Annotated in this window: 13 protein-coding genes; 6 read left to right on the plus strand and 7 right to left on the minus strand. The window is 29.0% G+C overall.

What is annotated here, in order from left to right:
* The first annotated feature begins 10 nt into the window (after positions 1-10).
* Positions 11-625: a TetR/AcrR family transcriptional regulator gene (locus P178_RS0106525; protein WP_027065460.1), complete on the plus strand. Its 615-nt coding sequence runs from the start codon at positions 11-13 to the stop codon at positions 623-625.
* On the opposite strand, the gene P178_RS0106530 is transcribed toward P178_RS0106525, so the two are convergent.
* The 3 genes from P178_RS0106530 to P178_RS0106540 are packed head-to-tail and all read right to left on the minus strand — an operon-like array spanning position 622 to position 3,232.
* Positions 622-1,674, minus strand: coding sequence for a glycosyltransferase family 9 protein (locus P178_RS0106530; RefSeq protein ID WP_316929998.1), 1,053 nt, complete (start codon positions 1,672-1,674; stop codon positions 622-624). The genes P178_RS0106525 and P178_RS0106530 overlap by 4 nt on opposite strands.
* Positions 1,661-2,263, minus strand: a complete 603-nt coding sequence (locus P178_RS0106535; protein WP_027065462.1) for a DUF4254 domain-containing protein — start codon at positions 2,261-2,263, stop codon at positions 1,661-1,663. Before P178_RS0106535 ends, P178_RS0106530 begins: the two co-directional genes overlap by 14 nt.
* Before the next feature lie 39 nt (positions 2,264-2,302).
* On the minus strand, positions 2,303-3,232 hold the full coding sequence (locus P178_RS0106540) for a DUF6427 family protein (protein ID WP_027065463.1): 930 nt from the start codon (positions 3,230-3,232) through the stop codon (positions 2,303-2,305).
* A 40-nt stretch (positions 3,233-3,272) separates the two neighbouring features.
* On the opposite strand from P178_RS0106540, the gene P178_RS0106545 reads away from it, so the two are divergent.
* Positions 3,273-3,494: a DUF6341 family protein gene (locus P178_RS0106545; protein WP_027065464.1), complete on the plus strand. Its 222-nt coding sequence runs from the start codon at positions 3,273-3,275 to the stop codon at positions 3,492-3,494.
* Between the two features lie 58 nt (positions 3,495-3,552).
* On the opposite strand, the gene purD is transcribed toward P178_RS0106545, so the two are convergent.
* Genes purD through P178_RS0106560 form a run of 3 tightly spaced genes read right to left on the minus strand, consistent with a single transcriptional unit; the run spans position 3,553 to position 7,204 of the window.
* On the minus strand, positions 3,553-4,824 hold the full coding sequence (gene purD, locus P178_RS0106550) for a phosphoribosylamine--glycine ligase (RefSeq protein ID WP_027065465.1): 1,272 nt from the start codon (positions 4,822-4,824) through the stop codon (positions 3,553-3,555).
* A gap of 42 nt (positions 4,825-4,866) precedes the next feature.
* Positions 4,867-5,844, minus strand: coding sequence for a UDP-glucuronic acid decarboxylase family protein (locus tag P178_RS0106555; RefSeq protein ID WP_027065466.1), 978 nt, complete (start codon positions 5,842-5,844; stop codon positions 4,867-4,869).
* Between the two features lie 7 nt (positions 5,845-5,851).
* The gene (locus tag P178_RS0106560; RefSeq protein ID WP_027065467.1) at positions 5,852-7,204 is read right to left on the minus strand and encodes an exopolysaccharide biosynthesis polyprenyl glycosylphosphotransferase; all 1,353 of its coding nucleotides are present in this window, start codon (positions 7,202-7,204) and stop codon (positions 5,852-5,854) included.
* A gap of 322 nt (positions 7,205-7,526) precedes the next feature.
* On the opposite strand from P178_RS0106560, the gene P178_RS0106565 reads away from it, so the two are divergent.
* The 4 genes from P178_RS0106565 (at position 7,527) to P178_RS0106585 (ending at position 12,620) form a co-directional block, all read left to right on the plus strand.
* Positions 7,527-8,771, plus strand: a complete 1,245-nt coding sequence (locus tag P178_RS0106565) for a lipopolysaccharide biosynthesis protein (protein ID WP_027065468.1) — start codon at positions 7,527-7,529, stop codon at positions 8,769-8,771.
* Between the two features lie 1,393 nt (positions 8,772-10,164).
* Complete coding sequence (locus P178_RS23175) at positions 10,165-10,623, plus strand: hypothetical protein (RefSeq protein ID WP_155941586.1); 459 nt, start codon at positions 10,165-10,167, stop codon at positions 10,621-10,623.
* Positions 10,610-11,869 carry an O-antigen ligase family protein gene (locus P178_RS0106580; RefSeq protein WP_027065470.1) on the plus strand — a complete coding sequence of 420 codons (1,260 nt, stop codon included), beginning with the start codon at positions 10,610-10,612 and terminating at the stop codon, positions 11,867-11,869. Before P178_RS23175 ends, P178_RS0106580 begins: the two co-directional genes overlap by 14 nt.
* Positions 11,862-12,620, plus strand: a complete 759-nt coding sequence (locus P178_RS0106585; RefSeq protein WP_027065471.1) for a glycosyltransferase family 2 protein — start codon at positions 11,862-11,864, stop codon at positions 12,618-12,620. Before P178_RS0106580 ends, P178_RS0106585 begins: the two co-directional genes overlap by 8 nt.
* Here the strand turns inward: P178_RS0106585 and P178_RS0106590 are convergent.
* Positions 12,558-13,943 carry a DUF354 domain-containing protein gene (locus P178_RS0106590; RefSeq protein ID WP_027065472.1) on the minus strand — a complete coding sequence of 462 codons (1,386 nt, stop codon included), beginning with the start codon at positions 13,941-13,943 and terminating at the stop codon, positions 12,558-12,560. The two genes, P178_RS0106585 and P178_RS0106590, sit on opposite strands and share 63 nt — an antisense overlap.
* Positions 13,944-13,950: the final 7 nt, after the last annotated feature.

A 13,950-nucleotide genomic window follows, 5' to 3' on the forward strand; every position in this document is an offset into this window, starting at 1 on the left:
TCTCAATATTATGAACAAGAGCCTAAAACGCATGGCAACCATGCAACGTTTACAGACTACCGGATTAGAATTGTTTTATGCCAAAGGGTATTACGATACCAGTGTAGATGATATTCTAAAAAAACTAGAATTATCTAAAGGTGCATTTTATTATCATTTTGATTCTAAAGAAGACTTTTTCATACAGATCATTCAAAATTTATTGGCACGTAAAATTTACAGCACTTTAATAGAACCTATTGAAGGTCATGATAATCCACTAACCTTGATAACAAAATGTTTTGACGATGCTATGGAAACCGCCGTTCATAATGAACTTGATTATGGTTGTATCCTTAGTAACTTCTTAACTGAATTTAATGGCAAGAATGAGGTAATCATGCGTCAATTAAACGAAATTGTTACTGTTTGGGAAGTAAATCTGGTTACGGCATTACAAAAAGGAAAGTTCAATGGGTATTTAGATCGTCATGTAGATTGCGAAGCAGCAGCTACTTTTTTAATGAGCTCTTATTTTGGAGTAAGAACTTTAATGACAAGTGCTGCACCAGCAGCTAAAAAATATCGATTTATGTCTCAGTTGCGTCAGTACTTTAAGAGTATAGAATCAAAAGTTATATCTTAAAAATTGCTGTTTATTACTTCTATTAACTTTGCAACAACAGATTCTGGTGTAATGGTTTCCATGACATTTTCATAACCCTCAGGATATTTATTACCGTAAATGGATGTAGGTATCGCAGGATATTTATTTCTATCGGATAGTAGCGCATTCTCTTTAGGTTGACTAAAGGGGTAAAAACCGGCATAGGGGTGGGTAATGCCCCAAATAGTTACGGTTGGCACTCCGTACATAGCCGCTAAATGAGCGTTACCACTATCCATCGCCAACATCAGTTTTAAGTTTGAAATTAAACTAAGTTCATCAGAAAATGATAATATTCCCGCTGCATTGTGGCAATTATTATATTGCTGTTCCCACGTATTAAGTACTTCTATTTCCTTTTTCCCACCTCCAAACAAAACAATATTATACTTATCAGTATCGTTTAAGGCCTTTATAACCTTTTCCATTAATGGCAACGGATACATTTTACCCTGAAACGCAGCAAAAGGGGCAATTCCGATTAGCATCTTTCCCTTAGTAACATTTAAATCTAATAATGTTTCAGGAATAGGTTTAGAAGATAGAATTTCCATTTCATTAGTAGCAATTGGATATCCTAACTTATTAAATACATCTGCATAACGTTCAAAAGTAGATGTAAGTGGTTGTAATAAAACTCTATTAGGATTAATCAATTCTTTCTTTTCAGCTCTTCCTTTATCAATTTGAATAAATGGAATTGATGAAAATCTGAAAAACTGTTTTAGGATAGTACTACGCAATACATTGTGTAAATCTGCAACAACATCAGCATCAAGTGATTTCAATTCACTATAGAGCCTCCAAAGTCCCTTAAAACCCTTGTGCTTACCTTTTACATCAGCATTAAAAACAGAAACGTTAGGTATATCTGCAAATATTGGTGCTGTAAATGATTTTGTTAGAACGGTAATCTTAATCTGCGGATACTTCTTTATTAAACCTATAATAACAGGAACAGTCATTGCAACATCACCCATAGCGGATAATCTAATAACCAGAATGTGGGTAGAATTATTTATTGCCACGAAGGATGGGATTTAGTTCCTCATCATTATACATCTTCATTTGCTTATAAACCTTCATATACTTAGTACCATTTTCAATATCGCTAAGTAATTGATCGATAGCCAAGGAAAGATCTTTTTTTTGTTCCAATAGAATATTCAACTTTGCCTGACATTTCTCTTTATGCTCCATTGAAGCATCTACTCTAGTTGCCTCCTCTTTCATATGATAAACCTTCAATGCCAAAATAGATAGGCGATCAATTGCCCAAGCAGGACTTTCAGTATTAATAGTAGCTGACGGTTTTATCTCTACCGACTTATATTTATTTAGAAAATAACTATCGATAAATTCTACCAAATCTGTTCTATCTTGATTACTAGCATCAATCTTTCGTTTAAGAACTAACGCATCATTAGGGTTGATATCAGGATTTCTAATGATATCTTCATAATGCCATTGTACAGTATCAATCCAATTCTTTCTGTATAACAGATGTTCTATATCATCTTTATAATAAGGATTTTCAAAACTTTGATACACATCATCTTTAACGTGATATTTTTCAATACTAGTATTAAATATATTAAATGCGAATTCGCTAAACATAGAGTCCTTTTTTACAAAGATAAAGTTTAAAGAGGAAACCTATAGTTTGGTTACAAAAACTATAATTGGCACAACAATACTAGAAATAAGTACTAGTTCTAGAAACTTAGGCTTTTTAATAGACTCCAGATAATTAACTATAAAAATCACTGAAGGAAAAAATGTAATCATAACCGCATTGTTATTATCTGAAGTAACTAGAATATTAACTACGAGTCCAATTACAAAAGAAAAAGCTATTAATCTCATTATAATGACCTTGCCTACCCCAGATTTACTTAAATGTATAAATGTTGAAAATGCTAGTGCCATATTTAATATAGCAAACAATGACATTTTTAAGCTAGACCACCATTTTATAGGGAATATAGCATCATAATTTATAGCAAAATCATAATGCTCTTGTATGAAATATGGTTTATCTAACAATATTAATATACCATATAGTATTAAAATGAAACAAACCCCGACAGATATAATTACCAGCCAATTTCTAATGTTTTTAGGTTCGTAAATATAAATAGCCGCAAAAACTAAAAGTAAATAAAGGAGTGCCCATTCATAAAATATACTTGAAATACAGATCCAAAGACCGGCATCAAAAATTTTAAGTTTTATATTTTTTAGAGATTTAATACTTAACAAACGCCTCATGGCAAGCAACAAAAAGAAACTTGTAAAAATAGCTTTGTTATCGCCTAAAGTTTCCGGAAAAACTACAAAGAGTAGTGTAAAATAAAGAATGGCAAATGAATTGGATCCAGTTAGTTTATTACGTTTAACTACAAAATCAACGATAAAAACACTGAATAAAAGAATAGCTAAAACACCTATTGAAGGCACTAATTCTACCTCACTAAACGTTGAATCTAGTAGATAAAATTGAACTGACCAGTAGAATAGAAACAAAAAAACCAGAAGAATGATGAAATTCACCGGTTTTGTTTTCTCAAAAATGCTTGAAATCATCTAAGCTTTTTATATTTTTGCTGGTAAATATAGTAATAAGATGAAATCATTTTTTGAAGGAATTGCAGATTTGTTCGTAAATGTTCTATTTGCACCGTTAGATTTTTTACGTTTTGCCGATAGCTGGGCTTTGGCAAATATCCTTAATTGGATATTTATGTTAATTGGTTCTGTAGCATTCGTTTATTGGATGCTTGAATTAAAGAAGTATAACGATGAAGGAGTAGAAGATAAATCAAGTACTTCTCATTCATACTTATAATTATAAAGTTGAATCTTATCGACTTTAAGAGTTTTAAAGTCGATAAGATTCATTTTACCTAAAGATCAAATCCCAGGTCTTTTCTATAATTCATTCCTTCAAAGGAAAGTTTTTCTACATTTATATACGATTGCGCAAGTGCCGATTTAAAATCCGTACCAAAAGAAGTAATTGCCATTACCCTACCACCGTTAGTTACTACTTTACCATCTTTTAAAGTTGTGCCCGCGTGAAAAACTAAAGAATCTTTAATAGATTCAATTCCTTTTATTTCCTTTCCTTTTTCATAAGACCCAGGATAACCCCCAGAAACGGTCATTACTGTTGTTGCCGTCCTGTCGTCTAACTTTAAATCAATATTAGATAATGTTTGATTAGCCACCGCTTGTAGCAGTTCAACCATATCGTTTTGAATACGGGGAAGTACAACTTCAGTTTCTGGATCGCCCATTCTAACATTATACTCGATAACTTTAGGATCTTCACCTACTTTAATCAATCCGATAAAAATAAAACCTTTATAAGGCATATTATCCTTTTTAAGACCCTCTACGGTAGGTTTAACGATTCTCTGTTCTATCTTATCCATAAAAGCTTTATCAGCGAATGGAACGGGTGAAATAGCCCCCATACCACCTGTATTGAGTCCGGTATCCCCTTCGCCTATTCTTTTATAATCCTTTGCCGTTGGTAAAACTTTATAACTATCACCATCGGTTAGTACAAAAACACTTAGTTCTATACCGTCAAGAAACTCTTCTATAACTACAGTTGCACTTGCAGCTCCAAACTTTTCATCAACCAACATTGACTTAAGCTCTATTTTTGCTTCATTAAGGTCATTAAGAATTACCACACCTTTACCTGCAGCTAATCCATCAGCTTTTAAAACAAATGGAGGATTAAGTTCTTCCAAAAATTTAAATCCGTCTTCTACGGTTTCAGATGTGAAGCTTTTATATTGAGCTGTAGGAATATGATGTCTCATCATAAACTCCTTTGCAAATTCTTTACTCCCCTCTAGAGTTGCTGCTAATTTTTCTGGACCAATAACTGCAATAGTTTTTAATTCTTCATCATTCAAAAAGAAATCATGAATTCCATTTACCAAAGGATCTTCTGGTCCAACAAAAACAAGTTCTATATTTTCTTCTAACACTAATTTTTTAATAGCATCAAAATCATTTACACCAATTGGTATGTTTGTTGCGATTTTTTCTGTACCAGCATTTCCTGGTGCCACAAAAAGTTTTGATAATTTATTACTCTGTGCCAATTTCCAAGCAAAAGTATGCTCGCGACCTCCTGATCCTAGAATTAAAATATTCATTTTATCAATTTTTACAAAAATACTTCTTGCTCTTTTAAATTTTTATTTAGTAGAGAAATCTCTATGCTCTTTCTTCTGTAAGTCTTCTGGAGACAACGATTTGAAATAATCGTATACGATTTTTAATCCTTCATTTCTATGCACTTTTGGCTCCCATCCTAAAATTTCCTTCGCTTTAGTGATATCCGGTTGACGTTGTGTAGGGTCATCCTGCGGAAGCGGTTTATAAATTACCTTCTGTTTAGTCCCAGTTAAAGCAATAATCTCCTCAGCAAATTCCTTAATTGTTGTTTCGTGTGGATTTCCAATATTAATAGGGTCAGTGTAATCGCTAAATAATAAACGGTATATTCCTTCTATTTGATCATCTATATAACAAAAAGATCTACTTTGAAAACCATCACCAAAAACCGTTAAATCTTCACCACGTAGAGCTTGTCCCATAAATGCAGGTACTACTCGTCCGTCATTTAAACGCATTCTAGAGCCATATGTGTTAAAAATACGTACAATTCGAGTGTCCAGTCCATGATGTCTATGATACGCCATAGTAATAGACTCCATGAAGCGTTTAGCCTCGTCATAAACCCCACGAGGACCAATAGGATTAACATTACCAAAATATTCCTCATTTTGAGGATGAACTAATGGATCACCATAAACTTCGGAAGTTGAAGCAACCAAAATTCTAGCCCCTTTTTCTTTCGCCAAGCCTAGAAGGTTTAGTGTGCCTAAGGATCCAACTTTTAAGGTTTTAATTGGAATTTTTAAATAATCAATCGGACTTGCTGGCGATGCAAAATGTAAAATATAATCAAGTTTACCAGATACATGTACAAATTTTGTTACATCATGATGGTGAAATTCAAAATTTGAAAGCGAAAATAAATGAGAGATATTATTTAAATCTCCTGTAATCAAGTTATCCATTGCAATGACATGGAAACCTTCATCTATAAAACGATCACACAAATGAGAACCTAAAAAGCCAGCGGCACCTGTAATTAATATTTTTTTCATAATAATTCTAGTAGGCTTTTTCTTCTCCCTTAAATAGGTTTGTAACAGTTTGAATAATAATACCTAAATCCAATAATAAAGACCAGTTTTCTAGGTAGAAAATGTCATATTTAACTCTATTGATTATATCTGTATCTGCTTCTATTTCTCCTCTAAACCCACTTACTTGAGCCAAGCCAGTTATACCCGGTTTAACACTATGTCGTAGCATATACCTATTAGCTTTCTTCATATATACTTCAGAGAGGGATACCATATGAGGCCTAGGTCCAACAACAGACATCTGACCAAAGAATACGTTGTAAAACTGTGGCATTTCGTCTAAACTAGTTTTTCTGATAAATTTTCCAATTTTGGTAACTCGCATATCGTTCTTCGTAACATGCAGTGCATCATTACCACGGTTAACTGCCATCGACCTATATTTAAAACAATAAAACTCCCGATTATCCAAACCATGCCTTTTTTGTAAGAACAAAGTAGGACCCTTAGACTCCAATTTGATTAAGATAGCCATTAATGGCGTTAACCATGACAACACTAATAATATAACCAATGAAGAAAAGATGATGTCAAAGAATCTTTTGACAAAAGCATTAATCGGGTCATGCAAAGCTATCTTTCTCAAGGATAGAATTGGAATATAATCGTAATACTCGTACTTTAAATTTCTTGCAAAAATATCTTTATTATCTGGTATAAACTTTAACGTTCTTAGGTTGTTTTCTGCAAAATTAACAAGATTTGTTATTTGATCATTAGATAACTCAGCCACAGAAAAATAAATTTCATCAATATTATTTTCAACAACATATTCCAAACATTTCATCAAGGAAAAATCCTTATCTCTAACAGAGAATTTAGCCTTAAAATTTAACCCATAATCCAATTTTGTCTGAAAAATCTTTATAAGCTGCCTTGTTTTCGCATTATCACCTATTACAATAACACTTCTACCATTGCCCTTTAACAAAACCCGAAATTTCTTTAAAAGAAAAAATACCAAATATTTAAAGAGAAAAACTACAACAGTAACATAAACAACATAACTTGCTAATGCTAGTCTTCCAACCTCAGGTTGTTTAAAAAAGCCCATATATGCATACAAGACAATTATAAACAATAAAATCTGTCTTATTAAGAGGGAAAATAACTGAATAACTCTTGCTTGTCTCTCAACGTTATAAAATTCATTTTTTAATGATATGATTATCCAAGCAATAATTACATACCCAATAAATACATAATAGTTGACTAATTTAATTTCAAATAAAAAAACGCCAAATACTAATATTGTCAAATCAACTAATGACATTAATGGCTTAATTAATTTAGACCATCTACCTTTTTTATATTTCAAGCCGAAAAATTATTTTTAAAAATTACTTTACAAATTAAATGATTTTGATTCGAAACAACTATGTTATTTGAACTTTTAAACAATTATAGCATTAACGAATACTCCAATAACTAATATTCCCAATGTTTTAAGCAATATCATTATGTAAAAAATCACATGTATTGGCAATTCTCATATGCAATTATAAAAGAACAAAAACATCCATATATCAAATACGCTAATTGAATTTAATCCAATTTAATATCACTATACTGGTCATAAAAAAATTACATTTGTTTTCAACTATAATTAATTCGGGAAAATATAGAATCATTAATTTTTTATGAACTTTAAAAAAAAGAGCTTATTTCTAAATTTTAGCGGTTACACAATTATAAATCTTTTAAACTCCCTCACTCCATTTATAATTTTACCAATACTAACTTGGAATTTGAGTTCAAATGATATTGGAGTAATTGACTTATTCACAACATCTACCTTTTTTCTTACTCCTATTATTGGTTTATGTATTATTCAATCTATTAGTAAATTATACTTTACCATAGAAAATAGAAACAAATACATTTCTGTTGTTTTCACATGTATTCTAATTCTAGGCGTAGGATCAACACTCTTGTCTATACTCGGCACATATACATTCAATATTTTCGACCTTAATACCGATAAAAAACAATTAGTGATATTAATTGTTTTTTATGTATTCTTAAACTTAATAATCGAAGGGTTTTTAATTTTAAAAAGAAATGAAGAAAACTTGAAACAATTTGCTATAATAAGGTTAAGTAAGGCAGGTTTAGATATTATATTATCAATCATTTTCTTGTCACTATACAATAATTATAATGTAAGGATATTTTCACTTTTTTCTTCTTCTTTCTTATCAGCATTATTCATTGGCTATCTCTTATTAAAAGATAAGAGCATTACTTTTTTAATAGACAAAAAATTAGTGAATAAAATATTGATTTATTCATCACCGCTAATTTTACACACTTTTTTCAATAACATTTTAAATTACGCAGATCGCTATTTCATAAACGATTATCTTGGAACAGCGCAATTAGGCAAATATTCTGTCATTTATCAACTATGCATGGTAATGAGTTTATTAATTACTTCATTTTCAATGGCATGGACTCCATATTTTATGAAAAACATGGCGATAGACAAAAAAGGATTCATGATAATTTTCAACAAAACATTTAAATACTATTCACTATCAATTTTAATATTTGGTATAATTATTTATTTTATTATGCCCCTTATTTACAAATTTTATGTTGGAGAAGATTATAAAGTTGAAAATACTATTTATTTAGCTCTATTATCGGGCTACTTTTTTCAAGGTTTATATAGATTTAAAGTAAATCAACTATTTTTTGAAGAAAAAACAGGTTGGATAGCTAGTCTATCTTTCATAAGCGCTTTAATCAATATCATTTTAAATTTTTATCTTATTCCTAAATGGGGATTATTTGGTGCAGCTTTTGCCACCTTAGTTTCATATATAGTACTCTACACAATATTGGAGCTATTATTATCGAAAATTCTAAATGAAGACCTTTAAATATTCTTAAATCAAGAATACTGATTTATTCAGATTTACTAACAGTAATTTTAAACCAATATAAAATAGCTAACATTATGAAAATCAAATTATAATATCTTAAAATTTTAGCCAACAAGGATTAAAAATCGAACTTACCTCAAAAAAACGTCTATATTAAAGTACTTTGTAATGTTGGGACAAAAAATAAAACAAAATGGGACAGAAACAAGACAAAAGAAAATTGGTGTACTTAAACATGTAAACTATAATAATGATTTGAATTTCATCTCAAATAAAATTTAAGAAATGGTAAAAACTATGTGCAAATAAAACAGACACCCCGGTAAATCAATTTAAAATACATACATAAATTGTTTTAGTCACTTATTTGGAGAGTTTTAACTTCGCACATAAAAGTTTGACATTATAACAATAAGAGATGTAGGCTTATTAAAATGTCCACAGTATAAATCACTCTTATTAATTTAATTTTACATTCCCAGTTATAATAAAGAATATTAATTCTTCATTAAAGCCATCCTAAATAATAATTATTTACCGAATTTAGATGTATGAAAAAAAAACTCACAATAGAAGTTTATGAACAATTTAACCTTAAATAGAAACGTATGGTTAATCGAGATGACTAATTCAAAATTTTTTAATTAAGTTAGTTATGATTTATTTACTATTGTTCGTTTTTCTTCTAAACGTTTATTATTTCAAAAAGAAAAATCTTTTTGCAAGTTCCTATATAATTCATTTTTTCTTTCTGTTTATTATATTTATCGGACCGGCGGTTTATTATGAATTAGGCTATATATCCTATTCCAATAGCTTTGAGTGGCCGGACGTTATAGTTTTTGAAATATATGGAACAATTATATTTACCATCTCAATATTTTATTCATATATTTTAGCGCATACCAAAAAATCAATACTTAATAAATACTTTCAAAACTACAGAGATAGAAATCAAAAATTAATGTTTCTATATTTTTTATTTTGGTTTATACTTGTTGGATTATATCTTTTAGTATATATAAATCAACTACCATTGGTCAAATTTATTTTAACAGGTAATTTACCAGAAAGGTTTGATCAATCCGACTCTGTTAAGCTCTTCTATACGTTTTCATCATTTTTTATGATTTTTATTCCTTCGGGTTATTTCTTTTTTATTAAACATATTAAAGGTAATATATCAAAGATTCTATTGCTACTTATAGTGGTGTTTATACTTACATCAGGGGGTCATAAGGGTTTGGTAACCTTTTTTATAATATTTGCATTGTTATTTTCTGGTATCAAATTCAATTTCAAATATATTTTGATAGGATTTTTTGCCATCTCGGGTATGTTGGTTATTTACACAATAAGTAAGGGCAAAGAATTTAATAAAGAAACTTTCATGTACTTATTAGAATCGCCACCAAGAAGGTTTTTTGTCACGCAAGGTTCAGGATTTATCACCAGAATCTCAATGAAAAGAAGGAATTTATATAAAGGAGATATTTACGAATATCAAGTAATTAAAAAGGAAACATTTCAAGAAATATATCCTGGATATAATGAAAAGGGTGCTGCACCCACTATTTTTCTTGGTGATCTTCATGTTAGGTATGGTTTCATGTTTACCATAGTTTCCTACATAGTATTTTTAATAATTATATTTCCCATCATTAAAGGAACAGATAATATGCCTGATAGAAGATTATATTTATGGTGGAATTTATTCATTTTGTTTTATCTAATAGGGATGGCGGAAATTTCATATTCCAGTAGTTTGAGAATTTTACTTGCACTATTTAATTTTATAGCAATTTTGACTATTCCTTACTTAAAACTAAACACAATTGAAAAATCTTAATTTAAAAAATTGTTTAGTAATTCTAGGCTGTATAACTATATTCGGGTTATTCTTAAAAGAGAATATTAGTGCTATTTTATTCATAGGGTTCATTTTTTTTTCCCTAGTTAATTTCATAGAGAAGAAGAAGAACATTATACTACAAAGAACATCTAAAATAATAATAGTTTTAATGGTGGCTTATTTTCTCATTGGAGTTACAGGGGTAATTATTAATCCAGAATCCAAAAAAAATTACTTAACAAGATTATTGCCATTTTTATTTAGTCCTTTTCTATTCTATATTTTTCAAGATCTTAGAAATAAGAACATGTTATTTATAAAATGTTTTGTTTTAGGCAACATAATTTTATTAGTTTTTCTTGATATATCAGCAATTATTGATATGATTACTAATCAATCATTGTTTATAGTTAAAGAAGGTCGTGAATATTATCGCTTTTTATATACCAGGTATACCAACCCAAATTACTTTAATCATATATATTTAAGCTTGTACACTTTCTTCTCTGCTATGCTAATTTATCAATTTAAGTTGACCACAAGTAGGCTAAAGTGGATCACTTTAACCTATTTCTTTATTCACCTTTTCATGATAGGTTCTAGAGCTATGATTATTTCAATTTTATTTGGTTCTTTAATTTACCTTTTTATCCTAGCAATTATTAAAAAAAAACACCTCAAATATCTATTAATTTATATATTTTGCATTGCCAGCTTGTTTTCAATTACTTATGTTTTTAAGGAAACTCTTCTTTTTAATAGGTACTCACAAGTATTTGAATGGTATGGTAAAAGAGATAATATATTAGAAAGAAATTACTCTATAAATAATAGAATTAAAATTTATATTCTGGGGGCATCTGTAATTAATGAAGGTAATGGAGGAATTCAAGGTACTGGTATAGCAGAAGAGAAAATTAAAAATACATATTCTAAAAAGTTCAAAAACGAATTTCCATTCAAAACCAAAACCTATAATACTCACAATCAGTTTATTAATAATTATATTGATTGGGGTTACGCAGGCTTAATTACCCTCTCATTATTACTTATTTTAGTTATAAAACAAGCAATAGAAAAACAAAATTATGCTTTAGCTTTTTTCTGGATAAGTTTTACATTACTATTAATGATGGAATGTATACTTTATAGACAAAGAGGAATAATGTTGTTTGTTATATTTTTCGCACTATTAGAAAACACATCAAAAAGTAATATATTAAACCCCAACATAAATGATTAACAATATTCTTGTTTCTATAATTGTTCCTAATTATAATGGCGCAAAATATATTGAAGACTGTATAAATTCTGTTTTAAATCAAACTTATACAAACTGGGAATTAATAATTTGTGATGATAATTCAAGCGACAATAGTGTTGAATTAATTAACAACTATAATGATGACAGAATAATTTCTCCAGTTATTCATAATGAGAATAAAGGCGCTGCAGTCGCAAGAAATAATGCAATTAGACAGGCAACGGGAGAGTTTATCGCTTTTTTAGACAACGATGATTATTGGGACTCTAAAAAGCTTGAGAAACAAGTAGAATTCATGTTAGACGGAAGTTACACTTTTACATTTACCGATTATGTTCAGTTCAATACAAAAAACAAAAAAAATATTAGATGTAAAAAAGTTGTTTCAAGAAATGATCTTTTAAAAAATAATTATATACTCACATCCACAGTTATTTATAATGCTAAAAAATTGGGGAAAATATATATGGCCAATATTCGTAAAAGACAAGATTGGAGTCTTTTTATCAACATAATAGAAAAATCTGAATTTGCTTATAATTTGCCATTAGCTCTTTCATTTTATCGTAAACATGAAGATTCTATTTCCTCAAACAAAATTGATTTACTTAAATACAATTTTAATTTTTATAATAAAGTGTTAGGCTACAGTAAATTAAAAAGTTTTTTAATGATGGTTAGATTTCTCTTTCATTACTTTATTAAAAAAATTAGAGAAAAGTTCTTTTGATATCATTGGAGAAATTACATTACTTATGGATTGAACAACCTTTTTATTATCATAATTAGTATTAGACAAACGTAATAGAAGCTTATTTAACTCCTTTTCACTGTCAACCACATGGTTGTATTCATTATCTCCTATTATGTCCTTTAAATGGGCTGAATAAAGGTTGTCAATATTGATTGCGATGTTAGGAGTACCAAGTGCAATACTTTCAATAGCACAGGTAGAATATATTGTAATATGATAGTCACAATACTTCATTAATAAATAAGTATTAATATCTTCCCATTTAATAAAATTACTTTTTTCTTTAAATGTTACCATATTATTTTTATTCCTTGGCTTATAAACAAAACAAATATCCGCAAACTCATCTGAAACATTTCCTACAAGCTTAAGTAGTTTACGGTCAGTATTTTCTAATTGCCCAGTTATACATATAACTTTATTAAATTTTGTTAAAAGCTTTTCTATTTCATCGGTCTTTCTCAATTTTTTGTTTGCCTCATATAAAAAAGAGTACCCGTAGTTTAAAGTATTTTTTTTTAACACCAAATTTCCATTTTTAACAATACTATTAAAATAGGGACCATAACTTAAAAAATAATCTGGTGTAAACGGTCCGTTTAAAGTTTTAGCAAAGTTATATGCCCTATGATTTTTGGTTACAATTCCATGTTGCAATTCCAAAACAGGTATTCTATTTTTTTTACAGGCTTTTACCAAGCCAAAATTAGAATAATAACATACCAAAAACACCCCCTTGGGCTTTATGAATTTGAACAAGAAATTATAAAATAAATATCCAGCATGATATCGATGATAAATATCTTTTATTTTACTTAAATCCTGTTCTAAGTAATTTTCTAAATCTACAAAAGCTTCTATTCTTGGTGTTTTTGAGAATTTGAGAATTAAAAATTGAATTAAATAAATCCAAGACATTCCAATTAAAAATTCACCTTTTTGAAGTTTGTTTTTAGAAGAACGCCCTTTAGGAATGGGATTTTCAAATAATACATAATTATCAAAGTAATCTAACAAACCAGATGTTACTCTATCAAAATATGAATTATTAATTGCATATCTTCTTTCAGAATTTGTGAATACCCATATTTTAGATTTGAAAATTTTATGAGTTGAAAAGATATCTAGAAATAGATTTTTCAACAATAATTTTATTATGCTTTTAGGCTTTTTAAGTATTTCACTTTTGGTTGGTTCTAATGTAATTAAATAACTTTTAATGATTGGCCAAATACAGACCCCATCATGTTTAATGTTAGCAATATTGAATTCTTTCTCAATACGGTTTAGTTGACTCATTAAAAAT

This window comes from Maribacter sp. Hel_I_7, from assembly GCF_000688315.1.
Taxonomy (GTDB): Bacteria; Bacteroidota; Bacteroidia; order Flavobacteriales; family Flavobacteriaceae; genus Maribacter; species Maribacter stanieri.